The sequence below is a fragment of the Pseudomonas sp. W15Feb9B genome (assembly GCF_000828175.1).
GTDB lineage: Bacteria > Pseudomonadota > Gammaproteobacteria > Pseudomonadales > Pseudomonadaceae > Aquipseudomonas > Aquipseudomonas parakoreensis.
Map to the genome: position 1 here is coordinate 1 of NZ_JTKF01000022.1, position 17,769 is coordinate 17,769.

General features: G+C 60.3%; 12 protein-coding genes. 6 read left to right on the top strand and 6 right to left on the bottom strand.

The features are described 5' to 3' along the window. Positions 1–98 precede the first annotated feature (98 nt). The 3 genes from OC71_RS11870 to OC71_RS11880 form a co-directional block, all read right to left on the bottom strand. Positions 99–1,343, bottom strand: coding sequence for a lipoprotein-releasing ABC transporter permease subunit (locus OC71_RS11870; protein ID WP_041068958.1), 1,245 nt, complete (start codon positions 1,341–1,343; stop codon positions 99–101). 169 nt (positions 1,344–1,512) lie between these two features. Beyond that, a complete protein-coding gene (lolD, locus tag OC71_RS11875; RefSeq protein ID WP_174376664.1) occupies positions 1,513–2,199 on the bottom strand; it encodes a lipoprotein-releasing ABC transporter ATP-binding protein LolD in 687 nt (228 codons plus the stop codon). Positions 2,200–2,206: 7 nt separating this feature from the next. Next, positions 2,207–3,457: a lipoprotein-releasing ABC transporter permease subunit gene (locus tag OC71_RS11880; protein WP_041068963.1), complete on the bottom strand. Its 1,251-nt coding sequence runs from the start codon at positions 3,455–3,457 to the stop codon at positions 2,207–2,209. Positions 3,458–3,551: 94 nt separating this feature from the next. Between OC71_RS11880 and OC71_RS11885 the strand changes: the two genes are divergently transcribed. Together OC71_RS11885 and OC71_RS11890 are read left to right on the top strand one after the other, a co-directional pair. Next, positions 3,552–4,133, top strand: coding sequence for a PilZ domain-containing protein (locus tag OC71_RS11885; protein WP_041068966.1), 582 nt, complete (start codon positions 3,552–3,554; stop codon positions 4,131–4,133). Between the two features lie 13 nt (positions 4,134–4,146). After that, a complete protein-coding gene (locus OC71_RS11890) occupies positions 4,147–4,869 on the top strand; it encodes a glycerophosphodiester phosphodiesterase family protein (RefSeq protein ID WP_041068969.1) in 723 nt (240 codons plus the stop codon). Between the two features lie 42 nt (positions 4,870–4,911). Here OC71_RS11890 and sthA read toward each other — a convergent pair whose 3' ends face one another. Both sthA and OC71_RS11900 read right to left on the bottom strand, forming a co-directional pair. Continuing rightward, the gene (gene sthA / locus OC71_RS11895; protein ID WP_041068973.1) at positions 4,912–6,306 is read right to left on the bottom strand and encodes a Si-specific NAD(P)(+) transhydrogenase; all 1,395 of its coding nucleotides are present in this window, start codon (positions 6,304–6,306) and stop codon (positions 4,912–4,914) included. Between the two features lie 197 nt (positions 6,307–6,503). Beyond that, positions 6,504–7,553 carry an FAD:protein FMN transferase gene (locus OC71_RS11900; RefSeq protein WP_174376663.1) on the bottom strand — a complete coding sequence of 350 codons (1,050 nt, stop codon included), beginning with the start codon at positions 7,551–7,553 and terminating at the stop codon, positions 6,504–6,506. Between the two features lie 72 nt (positions 7,554–7,625). Between OC71_RS11900 and OC71_RS11905 the strand changes: the two genes are divergently transcribed. Continuing rightward, a complete protein-coding gene (locus OC71_RS11905; protein WP_041068976.1) occupies positions 7,626–8,927 on the top strand; it encodes an MFS transporter in 1,302 nt (433 codons plus the stop codon). A gap of 182 nt (positions 8,928–9,109) precedes the next feature. Here OC71_RS11905 and OC71_RS11910 read toward each other — a convergent pair whose 3' ends face one another. Next, a complete protein-coding gene (locus OC71_RS11910; protein ID WP_003226583.1) occupies positions 9,110–10,573 on the bottom strand; it encodes a glyceraldehyde-3-phosphate dehydrogenase in 1,464 nt (487 codons plus the stop codon). Between the two features lie 354 nt (positions 10,574–10,927). Here OC71_RS11910 and mfd point away from each other — a divergent pair, with 354 nt between their 5' ends. Genes mfd through OC71_RS11925 form a run of 3 tightly spaced genes read left to right on the top strand, consistent with a single transcriptional unit; the run spans position 10,928 to position 17,656 of the window. Then, positions 10,928–14,377: a transcription-repair coupling factor gene (mfd, locus tag OC71_RS11915; protein ID WP_041068978.1), complete on the top strand. Its 3,450-nt coding sequence runs from the start codon at positions 10,928–10,930 to the stop codon at positions 14,375–14,377. Between the two features lie 10 nt (positions 14,378–14,387). Next, a complete protein-coding gene (locus OC71_RS11920) occupies positions 14,388–14,954 on the top strand; it encodes a CsiV family protein (RefSeq protein WP_041068980.1) in 567 nt (188 codons plus the stop codon). Positions 14,955–14,965: 11 nt separating this feature from the next. Next, complete coding sequence (locus tag OC71_RS11925) at positions 14,966–17,656, top strand: DEAD/DEAH box helicase (protein WP_041068983.1); 2,691 nt, start codon at positions 14,966–14,968, stop codon at positions 17,654–17,656. Positions 17,657–17,769 lie beyond the last annotated feature (113 nt).

The window sequence follows — 17,769 nt, forward strand, 5'->3', positions numbered from 1 at the left end:
AAGACAGTTGCTCCCACAGTGTTTTGTGTCGTTCACATAATGGTGACTCAACTCAATACCTGTGGGAGCGGGCTTGCCCGCGATGGCGATTTCAGCGCTTACGAATATCTCAGCGCGTGAGCCGGCTCAATCTTCGCTGCCCGCAACGCCGGGTACACCGTCGCCAGGAAGCTCAGAATAAAGCCCGCCGAGCAGATCAACAGCACATCCCCGCCCTGCAATTCCGAAGGCAGGTTGCTGACGAAGTACACGTCGGAACTGAAGATGTGCTGCCCGGTAACGCGCTCGACCCAGCCGACCATCTCGCTGACGTTCAGCGCGGCAATTACGCCAAGCACGCCGCCGATGAGGGTACCGACAATGCCAATCACCGTGCCCTGCACCATAAAAATCGCCATGATCTGCCGTGGCGTGGCGCCGATGGTGCGCAGAATCGCGATGTCCGCGCCCTTGTCGTTCACCACCATGATCAGCGTGGCGATGATGTTGAACGCCGCCACCGCAACGATCATCAGCAACAGCAGGCCGATCATGGTTTTTTCCATTTTCATCGCGCTGAACAGACTGCCCTGGGTGTGGGTCCAGTCGTCAGCCTTGAACTCGGCACCGAGCCCGGCGGCGATGTCCGATGAGACTTTCGGCGCAGCGTACAGATCCTTCACCGCCAGGCGCACGCTCTGCACCTGATTCGGCTGCCAGTGCTGCATGGTCGCGGCATCGGCCACGTGGATCAGGCCCATCGAGCCGTCCAGTTCAGCGCCGACCTTGAACACACCGACCACGTTCAGGCGCTGCATGCGCGGGGTAATGCCACCCGGTGCGGTGCTGACTTCCGGCACGATCAGAGTGATCTTGTCGCCGACGTTGAGGCGGAAGCGGCGCGCGGTGATTTCACCGATCACCACGCCGAACTCACCCGGTTTCAGGTCATCGAGACGTCCCTGCACAATGTGCTGGGCAACGATCGACACCTTGCCTTCCTGGGCCGGATCGACGCCGCTGATCTGGATCGGCTGCATCAAACCCTTGTAGGACAGCATGCCTTCCATCTCGGTGAACGGCACGGCGGCGGTCACTTCGGGATTTTTCAGCGCGGCGGCGGCCACCGGCTGCCAGTCATCGATCGGCTTGACGCCAACGATGGTCGCGTGCGGCACCATGCCGAGGATGCGCGAGCTCATCTCGCGCTGGAAGCCGTTCATTACCGACAGCACCACGATCATCGCCAGCACGCCGAGGGCGAGCCCGATCATCGAAGTCATCGAGATGAACGAAACAAAGCGATTGCGGCGCTTGGCGCGGGTATAGCGCGTGCCGATAAAGATCGATAACGGTCTGAACATTCGCTGGGGCACCGTATAAAAAATCAAGCTTAAAAAAGCGGCCAATCGTTTGAGAGCGTAGCGAGCGAAGGAAAGACAAGGCAAAAACAGGCGAGGAAGCGGAGTCTACTGGCTGTAAATGAGCATTCCGAGCCTGTTTTTAACGCAGTATTTCCGAGCGCAGTAGCTCTCAAGCGATTGGATTCAGGCAGCCTTCCTGCAGTTGTAGGACGCGGTCCATCTGGCGGGCCAGGTTCATGTCGTGAGTCACCACCAGGAACGCCGTGCGCATCGAAGTGCTGAGTTCCAGCATCAGATCCTGGATGCCTTCGGCGGTGTGCGAATCAAGGTTGCCGGTTGGCTCGTCGAGCATCACCAGGCCTGGATTGTTCACCAGCGCACGGGCGATGGCCACACGCTGGCGCTCGCCACCGGACAGCTCGGCCGGTTTGTGCTCCAGACGATGGCCCAGTCCCACGCGCTCCAACAACGCCGTAGCGCGTTGACGTGCTTGCGGGATCGCGGTCTTGCCGATCAGCAGCGGCATGCAGACGTTTTCCAGCGCGGTGAATTCCGGCAGCAAGTGGTGGAACTGGTACACGAACCCGAGGGCACGGTTACGCAGCAGGCCACGCTTCTTTTCGCTCAGCGCTGACAGTTCTTCGCCGTCAAGCCAGACGCTGCCCTCGGTTGGGGTGTCGAGACCGCCCAGCAGGTTGAGCAAGGTACTTTTGCCCGAACCGGATTTGCCGACGATCGCCACACGCTCGCCCGGGTGCAACTCCAGTTGCAGACCGGCCAGCACTTGCACCGACTCCGGGCCTTCCTCGTAGGATTTGCCCAGGTTGCGGCAACTCAAGATTGCTTTATCACTCATGCCCGACTCACTCATAACGTAGCGCCTCCGCCGGCTGGGTGCGCGCGGCACGCCAGGCGGGATACAGGGTGGCGAGGAAACTCAGGACCAACGCAGCGGCGCAGACCATGACCACGTCCTGGCTCTGCACCTGCGAGGGCAGGTAATCGATGAAATACACGTCGGCGTTGAGAAACTTGTGGCCGATCAGCCCTTCGAGGGCGGAAATTGCAGCGCTGACGTTGAGCGCGGCGAGAATACCGAGCACCGCGCCAATCGCCGTACCGACCACGCCGATCACGGTGCCCTGCACCATGAACGTACGCATGATCGTCCCCGGCGTAGCGCCGAGGGTACGCAGAATGGCGATGTCGCTCTTCTTGTCATTCACCACCATCACCAGCGTGGAAATGATATTGAACGCAGCCACCGCGACGATCAGCAGCAACAGCAGACCGATCATGGCTTTTTCCATGCGGATCGCCTGATACAGGTTGCCGTGGGTACGGGTCCAGTCGCGGGCGTAGTAATGGTCTTCGCCCAACTGCTGGGCGATGGTCCAGGCCACGCGCGGCGCCTGGAACAGATCATCGAACTTCAACCGGATGCCCTGCACCTGATCAGGCTTCCAGCGGTGCATCTTCGCCAGATCCTGCAGGTTGGTGACGCCCAGATAGCCGTCCAGCTCACCGGCGCCAACATGAAAGATGCCGACCACGGTAAAGCGCTTCATGCGCGGGAACATCCCGGCCGGGGTCACGCTGACCTCCGGCGCGACGAAGGTGACCTTGTCACCCAGGCCTACGCCGAGCTTGGTCGCGGCCTTGTCGCCGATGACGATGCCGAAGCTGCCCGGCGTCAAATCGTCGAGTTTGCCCTGCTTCATGAAGTTGTCGATGATCGACACATTGCGCTCGAGCGCGGGGTCGATGGCGTTGAGCAACACCTTGGACACCTGGCCGTTGTTGGTCAGCAAACCCTGCATCTGGGTGAACGGCGCAACCGCCGTCACCTCAGGGTTGCGTTTGACCTTGGCGGCCAGGCTCTGCCAATCGTTGATCGGCTCGCCGGTTTCAAGAGTCGCGTGGGGCACCATGCCCAGCACGCGGGTGCGCATCTCATGATCGAAGCCGTTCATCACCGATAGCACCACGATCATCACGATCACGCCGAGGGCGAGCCCGATCATCGAAGTCAGGGAAATGAATGACACAAAATGATTGCGACGCTTTGCACGGGTATAACGCGTGCCGATAAATACGAAGAGAGGTCTGAACATGTCGGGGCTTGTTCGGAGGGAAAAGGAACGTCCTTGTGGCGGGGGTCGATAACCAGCTTTACACTCAGACCACCGCCGCTACCATGGGTTCGCCATGTCGACATTAGATGAAGAAGATCGCCGCGAATACTACCGTATCGAGGACATGATCGCACTGGAAATTCGGCCCCTGTCCGCTCCCGAAGCCGCAGGCCAGGAAGTGTTGCAGGATGCTTCCCCGCTGTTCAACCTGCTCAGCGAACTGCACCTGAGCGAATTCGAGTCGCAGCACCTGTTGCGCCAGATCAGCGAGCGCGACCGGGCGATTGCCGCGTTCCTCAAATCCCAGAACAAACGCATCGACCTGCTCAGCCAGGTGGTCGCCCTGACCGTGCTCGGCCACATTGGCGAGCCGCAACCGGTGATCCTCTCCGAAGGCGGAATCGACTTTCAGCACCCGACGCCAATCGCCACGGGCGCGCACCTGTCGGTGAAACTGGTGCTGATGCCGCAGGCGCTGGGCCTGCTGCTGCGTGCCCGCGTGACCCATTGCGACCGCAAGGGCGATGGCTACGACGTCGGCACCGAGTTCGAACACTTGACCGACGCCCAGCGCCAGTTGCTCGCCCGTTATATCTTGCAGAAACAGGCCCAGGAACGACGCCTGGCCCGTGAACAGAACGAATTAGGCATTTAATTAAGGAAGCACCGTGACCCTCATCTACGGCCACCGCGGCGCCAAGGGCGAAGCACCGGAAAACACCCTGACCAGCTTTCAGGAATGTCTCAAGCACGGCGTACGCCGTTGCGAACTGGATCTGCACCTGTCCAAGGACGGCGAGCTGATGGTGATCCACGACCCGACCCTCAAGCGCACCACCGACCGGCGCGGCAAGGTGGTCGAGCACACCGCCGCCGAACTGGTGACCTACGACGCGCGCAAGGGCGGCCCGGGCTGGATCAAGCCGTGCCCGATTCCGACTCTGGAAGAACTGTTCGAACAGTGCGATTTCGAGCACTGGCAACTGGAAGTCAAAAGCGCTTCACGCACCCGCGCCGCCACCACCGTGTTGGCGATTCGCGAAATGGCCCAGCGTCATGGCTTGCTGGACAAGGTCACCATTACTTCGAGTTCGCGGGAAGTGCTGAAGGCGGCGCTGGAGCTGGTGCCGGACGTATCGCGTGGATTGGTCGCCGAATACGCCTGGCTCGACCCGTTGAAGGTCGCCGCCAGCTATGGCTGTGAGATCTTGGCGCTGAACTGGACACTGTGTACGCCGGAACGCCTGCAGAAGGCGCAGCGTCAGGGGCTGCATGTCTCGGTGTGGACCGTCAACGAGCCTGCGCTGATGCGCAGACTCGCCGACTTCGGCGTTGACAGCCTGATTACAGACTTTCCCGGTTTGGCCACTGCCACCCTCGAGAATTGCTGAAATCGGTCTCCCCGGCCGGCTCAGGCCACCGGCCGGAGCCCGTCAAAAAAGCCGGTTGAGGCCGTCGTACGCCGCTACCCGATAGGCTTCGGCCATGGTCGGGTAGTTGAACGTGGTGTTGACGAAGTACTTCAGCGTATTCAACTCACCCGGCTGGTTCATGATCGCCTGACCGATGTGCACGATCTCCGACGCCTGATAACCGAAGCAGTGAACACCCAGCACTTCCAGGGTTTCACGGTGGAACAGGATTTTCAGCATGCCTTGCGGCTCGCCGGCGATCTGCGCACGCGCCATGCTCTTGAAGAACGCCTTGCCGACTTCGTACGGCACTTTGGCCTGGGTCAGTTCCTGCTCGTTCTTGCCGATCGAGCTGATCTCCGGAATGGTATAGATACCGGTCGGCACGTCATTCACAAAGCGCCAGCTACCGTTATCGACGATGCTGCCGGCCGCCGAGCGACCCTGGTCGTGGGCGGCACTGGCCAGGCTTGGCCAGCCGATCACGTCGCCGGCGCCGTAGATGTTCGGCACGCAGGTGCGGTAAGCCTCGTCGACTTCGATCTGGCCGCGGCTGTTGACCTTGACCCCGATGTTTTCCAGACCGAGCTGGTCGGTGTTACCGGTACGGCCGTTGCACCAGAGCAAGGCATCGGCCTTGATCTTCTTGCCGGACTTCAGGTGCAGGATAACCCCGTTATCGACGCCCTCAACGCGATCGTAATCTTCGTTGTGGCGCACGGTGATGTTGTTGTTGCTGAAGTGGTAGCTCAACGCCTGGGAGATTTCCGAGTCGAGGAAGCTCAGCAACTGACCACGGTTGTCCACCAGTTCAACCAATACGCCCAGACCGCTGAAGATCGAAGCGTATTCGCAACCGATCACGCCGGCGCCGTACACGATCAGTTTGCGCGGGGTGTGGCCGAGGCTGAGGATGGTGTCGCTATCGTAGATACGCGGGTGATTGAAATCGATGTCCGCCGGGCGATACGGACGCGAACCGGTAGCGATGATGATGTGCTTGGCCACCAGTTTCTCGACCACGCCGTTGGCGCAGACCACTTCGATGGTTTGCTCGTCGGCAAAGCTGCCGGTACCGATGAACACGTCGACGCGGTTACGGGCGTAGTAGCCGGTGCGCGAAGCGACTTGTTTGGAGATAACCTTTTCAGCGCTTTTCAACACGTCCGGGAAGGAGAACCAGCGTGGCTCGCCGATCGCCCGGAACATCGGGTTGGTGTTGAACTGCATGATCTGCCGCACCGAGTGACGCAGGGCCTTGGACGGGATGGTTCCCAGGTGGGTGCAGTTGCCGCCGACCTGGCGACGACTGTCGACCATCGCCACCTTGCGCCCTGCTTTGGCGGCGTTCATTGCCGCGCCTTCTCCCGCCGGGCCGGAACCCAACACCACCACGTCGTAGTTGTAGACAGCCATGCGTACTCCTCAGAACAGGCCGCGGTGCCAGCAGCACCGGCGGCTAAATCACGCCGAATCGTGGCGCGAAGGAACAATTGGGGGTCAGTAAAGAACCCGGACACAGTCTATAGAAGCGTCAACGCCGCGCACATTAACCCTTGGTCGCGTCGTAGGCTACTTTTGCCTGCACTACAACGCCAGCTTTCGTACTGTTTTCAGTCAACTTTTGCGCGACTCAGGCGCTCGAAAGCCGCACTGGTGCGAATAACAAAGCCTGTATCGGCACGAATCACGAAGAATGCACCAATGTCGTGTTTTTCGGCATAGTCCCAAGCCCGATCAGGCCCGAGAATCAGCAACAGCGTCGATAGTCCATCGGCCATCAACGCTGAAGGATGAATCACCGTAACTGACGCCAGGCTGTGTAGGACCGGCGCCCCGCTCCGCGCATCGAAGGTGTGGGAATAGCGCCGGCCACCTTGCAGGAAATAGTTACGGTAATCCCCGGAGGTGGAAACCCCGTAGCCGTCGACCTGAATGATCCGTTCGGCCACCTGTTGATCATCACGCGGCGCCTCCAGCGCAATACGCCAGGATGAGCCATCAAGCTTCTTGCCCTTGGCCTTTAGCTCACCGGTGGCTTCGGCGAGATAGTCATGGATGCCCATCGACTCGAGCCTGGCGGCGATGGTGTCGACGGCGTATCCGGCGGCGATGCTGTTGAAGTCGACTTCGACAGCGGCGTCCTTGCACAAGCGGTCGCCGTCGATACGCAAATGGCGGTAGCCGACTCGCTGCAGGGTTTCGGCCAGCACGGCGGGGTCGGGGACTTTCTCTTCACGCCCTTGCGGGCCGAACCCCCACAGATTCATCAGCGGCTCGACGGTCAAGTCGTAGGCACCTTCGCTTTGCTCTGACAGTTGTTCGCCAACGCGGACCAATTCAAGCACAGCGGCAGGCAGGGTCTGACAGCTGTTCGCCGGCAAAGCATTGAAGCGCTCGATGTCGGAATCACTGCGGTAGGTCGACATCTGTCGATCCACGTCAGCGAGGATACCTTCCACTTCCCGGCGAACTTGCGCCGGCTCGGCAATACCCGCGTGTCGCACGTACTTGATCGAATACGTGCTGCCCATGGTCGGGCCACCAAAACTTTCCAGGGAATCACCGTTGCCACAGGCCACGAGGACAACCACCACACTCACAAGCCCAACCCATCGTCCAGTGAACAATTCTTCATCTCCCCATAAAAGCGCGCCGGCCATTATGGATCAAAGGCCCGCACGCTCCCCATCGGATGCAACGCGTTACAAGAAACCAATAATGAGTAACTGAAAATGTCCTCGACCACGGGCAAAGGCAAAGCGATTTTTCGCGTTGTCAGCGGCAACTTTCTCGAGATGTTCGACTTTATGGTCTATGGCTTCTACGCCACGGCCATTGCCAAAACCTTCTTCCCGGCCGACAGCGCCTTCGCTTCCCTGATGCTTTCCCTGGCGACTTTCGGTGCAGGCTTCCTGATGCGTCCGCTGGGGGCGATCTTCCTTGGCGCTTACATTGACCGTCACGGTCGTCGCCAGGGCCTGATCATTACCCTTGCGCTGATGGCCGCCGGTACGATCCTGATCGCCTGCGTGCCGGGTTACGCCACTCTGGGTGTCGCAGCGCCGTTGATCGTGCTGTTCGGTCGCTTGCTGCAAGGCTTCTCGGCTGGCGTCGAACTGGGCGGTGTTTCGGTATATCTGGCGGAAATCGCCACGCCGGGCCGCAAGGGCTTTTTTGTCAGTTGGCAGTCTGCCAGCCAACAAGCGGCGGTGGTGTTCGCCGGTCTGCTCGGCGTTGGCCTCAACCACTGGCTAAGCCCGGATCAAATGGGTGACTGGGGCTGGCGCGTGCCGTTCCTGATCGGCTGCATGATCGTTCCGGTGATCTTCGTCATTCGTCGTTCGCTGGAGGAAACCCCGGAATTCCAGGCGCGTAAACATCGCCCTACCCTGCGGGAAATCGTCCGCTCGATCGGTCAGAACTTTGGCATCGTCATCGCCGGCATGGCGCTGGTGGTGATGACCACGGTTTCGTTCTACCTGATCACCGCCTACACCCCAACCTTCGGCAAGGCTGAACTGCATCTGTCGGATTTCGACGCGCTGCTGGTAACGGTGTGCATCGGTCTGTCGAACTTCTTCTGGCTGCCAGTGATGGGCGCGGTGTCCGACAAGATCGGGCGCAAACCCCTACTGCTGGCGGCGACCCTTCTGGCGATCCTGACCGCTTACCCGGCGCTGTCGTGGCTGGTGGCGAACCCGAGCTTCAGTCATCTGCTGATCGTCGAGCTGTGGCTGTCGTTCCTGTACGGCTCGTACAACGGCGCGATGGTCGTGGCGCTGACCGAAATCATGCCGGTGGAAGTGCGTACGACCGGGTTCTCGCTGGCCTATAGCCTGGCGACAGCGACCTTTGGCGGCTTTACGCCTGCGGCCTGTACTTACCTGATTCACGTGCTGGACAACAAGGCTGCGCCGGGAATCTGGCTCAGCGGTGCGGCGGTGCTGGGGTTGATTGCGACGCTGGTGCTGTTCCGCGGGAACAAACATGAATTGCGCACTGCGCAAGCCGCTGTGACAGGTGGGGCCCGATAGGACGCCATCGCTGGCAAGCCAGCTCCCACAAGGTCTTGAGGCGTACATGCCATTGCGCAGCCTGCCAGGAAACCTGTGGGAGCTGGCTTGCCAGCGATGAGGCCGGATCAGGCAATAGAGATCTGCCAGGCATAAAAAAACGCCCCGACCTAAGCCGGGGCGTTTTCATTTGCAGCTATAGCTTAGCGCGGGAACGCTGGCGGGTTTACACCGGCCATGTCTTCCATCACGCGAACCACTTGGCAGCTGTAACCGAACTCGTTGTCGTACCAGACGTACAGCACAACGCGGTTGTCCTGAACGATGGTCGCTTCAGCGTCGACCACACCGGCATGACGCGAACCCACGAAGTCAGTGGACACCACTTCCTGCGAGTTGACGAAGTCGATTTGCTTGTGCAGATCGGAGTGCAGCGCCATGTAGCGCAGGTACTCGTTCATCTCCTCACGGCTGGCAGCTTTCTCAAGGTTCAGGTTGAGAATGGCCATCGACACGTTTGGCGTCGGAACGCGGATCGCGTTACCGGTCAGCTTGCCGGCCAGCTCAGGCAGAGCCTTGGCAGCAGCGGTGGCAGCACCGGTCTCGGTGATCACCATGTTCAGTGCGGCGGAACGGCCACGGCGATCGCCCTTGTGGAAGTTGTCGATCAGGTTCTGGTCGTTGGTGTACGAGTGAACGGTTTCGACGTGACCGTTGATGATGCCGAACTTGTCATTCACAGCCTTCAGCACCGGCACGATGGCGTTGGTGGTGCAGGAAGCGGCGGACACGATCTTGTCGTCAGCGGTGATTTCGTTGTGGTTGATACCGTGAACGATGTTCTTCAGCTTGCCTTTGCCAGGCGCGGTCAGAACAACGCGAGCCACACCCGGGCATTGCAGGTGCTGACCCAGGCCATCGGCGTCACGCCACACACCGGTGTTGTCCACCAGCAGCGCGTCTTTGATGCCGTACTGGGTGTAATCCACCTCGGTCGGGTTCTTCGCGTAGATCACCTGGATCAGGTTACCGTTGGCGGTGATGGTGTTGTTTTCTTCGTCGATGACGATGGTGCCGTTGAACGGGCCGTGTACCGAATCGCGACGCAGCAGGCTGGCGCGTTTGGTCAGGTCGTTTTCGGCGCCCTTGCGCACGACGATGGCACGCAGACGCAGACCGTCGCCACCACCGGTTTTCTCGATCAGGATGCGCGCCAGCAGACGGCCGATACGACCGAAGCCGTACAGCACAACGTCAGTGCCTTTGCGGGCCGAAGCGTTTTGCTGGCCAACCACGTCAGCCAGTTCTTCACGCACGAACTGCTCGGCGCTGCGGCCATTGCCTTCGCTGCGGAATTTGAACGCCAACTTGCCCAGATCTACCGAAGCTGCGCCGAGCTTGAGCTCGCTCATGGCTTTCAGCAGAGGGAATGTTTCGTGGACGGAGAGTTCGCTATCGTCGGAGGAACGGTGGCGAGCAAAGCGGTGAGCTTTGAGAATCGCGATGACAGACTGGTTGATCAGGCTGCGGCCATAGATCGAGCTCACCACGTTGTTATTGCGGTAGAGCTGACCGATAAGCGGAATCATCGCTTCTGCGAGTGCTTCACGGTCGATCCATTCACCAAGACACTGGTCGGGCTTCTGAGTCACGGGAACCTTCCACATGTAGGGGCAGAAAAAAGGGGCTACATTATGCCGCCGAGAACCTCTTGTAGCAATGCGCGCTTGTCGCGCAATCGGTAACAAAATTCCGTTCAAAAAAATTACGCCTCGCGCCAGCCCAGTAAAACCGGGGCTTTCAGCACAGTCAATTTTTCGACGACTGTTAGACGATGTCTGTAACCCTCCGTAACACCAGTCGATTTCGGCACTACATAACCGTAAAAAAAGTGCTCGTTTTTATGGTTACCACTACATTTCGTGCAAACCACGAAGATAGACGCAGTCTGCAACTGACAGCCGGCACCGGACGCCGCTACAATTACCGACTTTGTCGCAAAGCCTGGAGCTCAACCTTCCGTGCCCGTTCTGCGTCTACCGCTTCTCCCTGCCGCGGCAGGTAAACAGCATTGGGGCAACCTGCCCGGTGCTGCCCTCAGCCTCGCGATTGCCGAGGCTGCCAGCGCTGCCAAGCGCTTCACCCTGCTACTGACCGCCGACAGCCAGAGTGCCGAACGGCTGGAACAGGAGCTGAGTTTCTTCGCCCCGGATTTGCCCGTGCTGCATTTCCCCGACTGGGAAACCCTGCCGTACGATCTGTTCTCGCCGCACCAGGACATCATTTCCCAGCGTATCGCCAGCCTTTATAGACTGCCGGAACTGGCGCACGGCGTGCTGGTGGTGCCAATCACCACCGCCCTGCACCGCCTGGCGCCGACCAAGTTTCTGCTCGGCAGCAGCCTGGTGCTGGATGTAGGGCAGAAGCTCGATGTCGAACAGATGCGCGCGCGGCTCGAAGCCAGCGGCTATCGCTACGTCGATACGGTTTACGAGCACGGCGAGTTCACCGTACGCGGTGCGCTGATCGACCTGTTCCCGATGGGCAGCAAACTGCCCTATCGCATCGACCTGTTCGACGACGAAATCGAAACCCTGCGCACCTTCGACCCGGAAAACCAGCGTTCCATCGACAAGGTCGAATCGGTCAAGCTGCTGCCGGCGCGAGAATTTCCGCTACAGAAAGATGCGGTCACCCGCTTCAAGGCGCGGTTCCGCGAGCGTTTCGATGTCGACTTCCGACGCTGCCCGATCTTCCAGGACCTGAGCAGCGGCATCACGCCCGCCGGTATCGAGTACTACCTGCCGCTGTTCTTCGACGAAACCTCGACACTGTTCGATTACCTGCCGCAGGACACGCAAGTGTTCTCGCTGCCGGGTATCGAACAAGCAGCGGAAAACTTCTGGAACGACGTGCGCAATCGCTACGAAGAGCGCCGCGTCGATCCATCGCGTCCTTTATTGCCTCCTGCGGAATTGTTCCTGCCGGTGGAAGACTGCTTCGCCCGCCTCAAGAGCTGGCCACGGGTAGTCGCCAGCCAGCAGGACGTCGAATCCGGTGCCGGTCGCGAGCGCTTCCCGGCGCAGGCACTGCCAAACCTGGCGATCGAAGCCAAGGCGACGCAACCGCTGGCGGCGCTCTCGGCATTTCTCGACGAATTCCCCGGACGCGTGCTGTTCACCGCCGAATCCGCGGGCCGGCGTGAAGTCCTGCTGGAGTTGCTGGAACGTCTGAAGCTGAGGCCGAAAACCGTCGACAGCTGGCCGGACTTCGTTGCGAGCAAGGATCGTCTGGCGATCACCATTGCCCCGCTCGACGAGGGCTTGATGCTCGATGACCCGGCGCTGGCGCTGGTGGCCGAGAGTCCGCTGTTCGGTCAGCGGGTGATGCAGCGTCGTCGCCGGGAAAAACGTGCCGACGCCAACAACGATGCCGTGATCAAGAACCTCACCGAGCTGCGCGAAGGCGCGCCGGTGGTGCACATCGATCACGGGGTCGGGCGTTATCTGGGCCTGACGATTCTGGAAATCGACAATCAGGCGGCGGAATTCCTTACCCTGGAATACGCCGAGAACGCCAAGCTCTATGTGCCGGTGGCCAACCTGCATCTGATTGCGCGTTACACCGGCAGCGATGACTCACTGGCGCCGCTGCACCGCCTCGGCTCCGAAACCTGGCAGAAAGCCAAGCGCAAAGCCGCCGAACAGGTGCGCGATGTCGCTGCTGAATTGCTCGACATCTATGCCCGTCGCGCCGCGCGCGAAGGCTATGCATTTGCCGATCCGAAAGCCGATTACGCGACGTTCAGCGCCGGCTTCCCGTTCGAAGAAACCCCGGATCAGCAAGCGACCATCGAAGCCGTGCGCGAAGACATGCTCGCGCCGAAGCCGATGGATCGCCTGGTCTGCGGCGACGTCGGTTTCGGCAAGACCGAAGTGGCGATGCGCGCAGCGTTCATCGCCGTGCACGGTGGGCGTCAGGTCGCGATTCTGGTGCCGACCACCCTGCTCGCCCAGCAACACTACAACAGCTTCCGCGACCGCTTCGCCGACTGGCCGGTGACCGTGGAAGTGATGAGTCGCTTCAAATCGGCCAAGGAAGTCAACGCGGCGATTGCCGATCTGGCGGAAGGCAAGATCGACATCGTCATCGGTACGCACAAGCTGTTGTCCGACGATGTGAAGATCAAAAACCTCGGACTGGTGATCATCGACGAAGAACACCGTTTCGGTGTCCGGCAGAAAGAACAGCTCAAGGCCCTGCGCAGCGAAGTCGACATTCTCACCCTGACCGCAACGCCGATCCCGCGCACGCTGAACATGGCGGTGTCGGGTATGCGCGACCTGTCGATCATCGCCACGCCGCCAGCGCGCCGCCTGTCGGTGCGCACCTTCGTCATGGAGCAGAACAAGAGCACGGTCAAAGAGGCCCTGCTGCGTGAACTGCTGCGCGGTGGGCAGGTTTACTACTTGCACAACGACGTGAAGACCATCGAGAAGTGCGCTGCCGATCTCGCCGAACTGGTGCCGGAAGCGCGGATCGGCATCGGCCATGGGCAGATGCGCGAACGCGAACTCGAACAGGTGATGAGCGACTTCTATCACAAGCGCTTCAACGTGCTGATCGCCTCGACCATCATCGAGACCGGCATCGACGTGCCGAGCGCCAACACCATCATCATCGAGCGCGCCGACAAGTTCGGCCTGGCGCAATTGCACCAGTTGCGCGGACGTGTGGGTCGCAGTCACCACCAGGCTTACGCCTACCTGCTGACGCCGCCGCGCCAGCAAATCACTTCGGACGCGGAAAAGCGTCTGGAAGCGATTGCCAACACTCAGGATCTGGGCGCCGGCTTCGTGCTGGCGACCAACGACCTGGAAATCCGTGGCGCCGGCGAATTGCTCGGCGACGGCCAGAGCGGGCAGATTCAGGCCGTGGGCTTTACGCTCTACATGGAAATGCTCGAGCGCGCAGTGAAGTCGATCCGCAAGGGCGAGCAACCGAACCTTGATCAACCGCTCGGCGGTGGCCCGGAGGTCAACCTGCGGGTGCCGGCGCTGATTCCGGAAGACTATCTGCCGGATGTGCATGCCCGCCTGATTCTGTACAAGCGCATCGCTTCGGCCACCGACGAGGAAGGCTTGAAGGATCTGCAAGTGGAGATGATCGACCGCTTCGGTCTGCTGCCGGAGCCGACCAAGAATCTGGTGCGCATCACCGCGCTGAAGTTGCAGGCCGAACAACTGGGCATCAAGAAAGTCGACGGTGGCCCGCAGGGTGGCCGCATCGAGTTCGCCGCGCAGACGCCGGTCGACCCGATGACCTTGATCAAACTGATCCAGACTCAGCCAAAACGCTACAAATTCGAAGGCGCCACAATGTTCAAGTTCCAGGTGCCGATGGAACGCCCGGAAGAGCGCTTTAATACTGTAGAGGCGCTGTTCGAGCGCCTCCTCCCGAAAACTGTTTGAAGGACGCCGCATGCGCCTGTTTCGCTCACTGACTTTGCTACTCAGCTTCGTAGCACCGATGGCGTTTGCCGATGACACCTACATGGTCGAAATGATTCTTGTGCGGCAGAACGCCGTACCGGCGATTGTCAGCCGCGCGGCCCCGGAAGACTGGGCGGCCGGCGCTCAACGCCTCGACGATGCCAGCCAGCGCACACCTGCGTTGAATGAGGTGGCCAACAAACTCAGCGCCAGCGGCGAGTACAGCGTGCTGCTGCACAAGGCCTGGCAGCAAACCCTCGGCGAAGCGCCGACCAAGGTGGCCGTCAGCGACGGTAAGGAACAGTTCGGCCAGTTCCCGATCGAAGGCACCCTGGAAATGAAACTCGGGCGCTTCACCGACGTGAACGCCGACTTCTGGGTCAACCAGATCGACGCCAACGGCATGGTCACTGCCAGCGAACGTCTGAAGCAGGACAGCCACACTAAAAACGGCCAGCTCAACTATCTCGACAACGGCCACCTGGCGCTGCTGATCAAGATCACTTCCCTGACGGCGCCCGCCCCTCGGCAAGCTCCTGAAGCGATTCCGGACTGATCGAAGTCCTTATGTCCCCGCCCCTGAGCAAACCGTTGGCACCCTCCTGGGTCAGCCGATTCAAGGAACAGAGCCTGGAGCGTGGCCGCCGCTACGCCCTGGAGAATCGGGTACGCATCGCGCAGGTTGGCGATGCGACCATCACCGCCAGTTGCGAAGGCTCTGGCGGTAACGTCTACCGTCAGACCCTTCACCTGCGTGAGTCAGCCAAAGGCACCCTGTTGCTGGTTGACGCCACTTGCACCTGCCCGGTGCGCAGCAACTGCAAGCATTGCGCAGCAGTGCTGCTGCAAGTGCAGGAAACCCTCGAATACCCGGCCGCCGCGAAAGACGCCGAACTGCTGGAAAAACTCCAGGCCGTATTGGAGAACCGCAGCCCCAAGGCGCCGCCGCAAGTGCTGGTGGATAACGTGCAACCGCTGCCGCGCCTGTGGCTGGCGAGCGTCGAGTTCAGCGCATTCGAGCCACGCAACGGCAAGATGCAGCGCTACATCCAGCATCGCGCGGCGCTGTCGTTCAGCTATCTGGACGAATACGTCAGCGGGCAGAAAAACAGCGACATTCTGATTCGTCAGGAAACGCAGACCCTGCGGATAAAACGCCATCCGGAAGTGGAACAGTCCTACCGCGAGCAGTTAAGAATCCTCGGATTTCGCATCGCCACCCGCCAGAGCAAGGCCCTGCCGGAAAGCGCCGGCGAGCTGTACGAGATGGTCAACGACAGCGCCTGGCTGACCTTCACCCTCAATGAATTGCCGAAGCTGCGCACCCAAGGTTGGGAATTGCAGATCGACGAGGAATTCGGCTTCGACCTGACCGCCGTCGACGACTGGTACGCCACCGTCGAACAGGCGCCGGAGCGCGACTGGTTCGATCTGGAGCTGGGGATCATCGTCAATGGTGAACGCCTGAGCCTGCTGCCGATCCTGCTCAACCTGATGCGCTCGCACACCGAAATCCTCAACCCGGAACGCCTGGCGCGGCGACGCGATGACGAACTGATTCTGGTCAATATTCCGCAACGCAACAGTGAGCACGGGCCACTGCAGGTGGCCCTGCCCCTTGGCCGACTGAAACCGGTGCTGGCGACACTGGGCGAGTTTTACTTGCAGGAGCCGGGCGAAACCACCCTGCGCCTGAGCAAGGCCGACGCCACGCGGCTCAACTCACTGGAAGGCCTTCCCCTGCTGTGGGAAGGCGGCGAACAGATCCGCAGCTTTGCCCAACGCCTGCGCGACATCCGTGATTACACGGCCAAGGCACCGAAGGGTTTGAACGCGACGTTGCGCCCTTATCAGCTCGAAGGCCTGAGCTGGATGCAGTCCCTGCGTCAGCTTGAGGTCGGCGGGATTCTGGCGGACGACATGGGCCTGGGTAAAACCCTACAGACCCTGGCACATATTCTCAGTGAGAAAAACGCCGGACGCCTGGATCGGCCATGCATGGTGGTGATGCCCACCAGCCTGATCCCGAACTGGCTCGACGAAGCCGCGCACTTCACGCCGCAACTGAAAGTGGTGGCGCTGTATGGTGCCAGTCGCAAAAAGCATTTCGAACATCTGGCCGACTTCGACCTGATCCTGACGACCTACGCGCTACTGCCCAAGGACGTCGAACGCCTCGCCCAACAACCCCTGCATGTGTTGGTGCTGGACGAAGCCCAGTACATCAAAAACCCCAACAGCAAAGCCGCGCAGGCCGCTCGCGAACTCAACGCTCGCCAACGGCTGTGCCTGAGCGGTACACCACTGGAAAATCACCTCGGCGAGTTGTGGTCGCTGTTTCATTTCCTGCTGCCGGGCTGGCTGGGCGACGTCAAAAGTTTCAATGCCGACTACCGCGTACCGATCGAAAAACGCGCCAGCGAAGTCAGATTGCAGCACCTCAATGGGCGGATAAAACCGTTTCTGCTGCGCCGGACCAAAGAACAAGTGGCCACCGAACTGCCGCCGAAGACCGAGATCATCCACTGGGTCGAGCTCAATGAAGCGCAGCGCGACGTGTACGAAACCATGCGCCTGGCGATGGACAAGAAAGTCCGCGACGAGATCACTCGCAAGGGCGTGGCGCGCAGCCAGATCATCATTCTTGAAGCCCTGCTCAAGCTGCGTCAGGTCTGCTGCGACCTGCGCCTGGTCAACGACGCCACCCTGCCCGCTCGCGGCAGCAGTTCCGGCAAGCTCGACAGTCTGATGGAAATGCTCGAGGAGTTGTTCGAGGAAGGTCGGCGAATTCTGCTGTTCTCGCAGTTCACGTCGATGTTGTCACTGATTGAAGACGAACTGAAAAAACGCAACGTGGCCTACGCCCTGTTAACTGGCCAGACCCGCGATCGGCGCACGCCGGTGAAGGAATTCCAGAGCGGCAAGCGTCAGATTTTTCTGATTAGTCTGAAGGCCGGCGGTGTCGGCTTGAACCTGACCGAAGCAGATACAGTGATTCATTACGACCCGTGGTGGAACCCGGCCACTGAGAATCAGGCGACTGACCGCGCGTATCGAATCGGCCAGGAGAAACCGGTGTTCGTCTACAAGATGATTGCCCGAGGCACGGTTGAAGAGAAAATTCAGCACCTGCAGAAGGAAAAGTCCGACTTGGCAGCAGGCGTGCTGGATGGGCGCAAGGCCGGGGACTGGAAACTGCAGAGCGATGATATCGAGGCGCTGTTTGCGCCGTTGCCGGATAAGTTCGACAAGCGTTGAGCCCCTCCTTGCCAGTTAGAGAGCTATTGCTGCCAAGCCAGCTCCCACAAGGTTATAAGTCGAACACAACACTGTGATTCAACTCGCTACCTGTGGGAGCTGGCTTGCCAGCG

Coding starts and splice junctions, on each gene's coding strand:
- OC71_RS11870 (WP_041068958.1), bottom strand. CDS start 1,343: ATGTTCAGACCGTTATCGATCTTTATCGGCACGCGCTATACCCGCGCC.
- lolD (WP_174376664.1), bottom strand. CDS start 2,199: ATGAGTGATAAAGCAATCTTGAGTTGCCGCAACCTGGGCAAATCCTAC.
- OC71_RS11880 (WP_041068963.1), bottom strand. CDS start 3,457: ATGTTCAGACCTCTCTTCGTATTTATCGGCACGCGTTATACCCGTGCA.
- OC71_RS11885 (WP_041068966.1), top strand. CDS start 3,552: ATGTCGACATTAGATGAAGAAGATCGCCGCGAATACTACCGTATCGAG.
- sthA (WP_041068973.1), bottom strand. CDS start 6,306: ATGGCTGTCTACAACTACGACGTGGTGGTGTTGGGTTCCGGCCCGGCG.
- OC71_RS11900 (WP_174376663.1), bottom strand. CDS start 7,553: ATGGCCGGCGCGCTTTTATGGGGAGATGAAGAATTGTTCACTGGACGA.
- OC71_RS11905 (WP_041068976.1), top strand. CDS start 7,626: ATGTCCTCGACCACGGGCAAAGGCAAAGCGATTTTTCGCGTTGTCAGC.
- OC71_RS11910 (WP_003226583.1), bottom strand. CDS start 10,573: ATGTGGAAGGTTCCCGTGACTCAGAAGCCCGACCAGTGTCTTGGTGAA.
- OC71_RS11920 (WP_041068980.1), top strand. CDS start 14,388: ATGCGCCTGTTTCGCTCACTGACTTTGCTACTCAGCTTCGTAGCACCG.
- OC71_RS11925 (WP_041068983.1), top strand. CDS start 14,966: ATGTCCCCGCCCCTGAGCAAACCGTTGGCACCCTCCTGGGTCAGCCGA.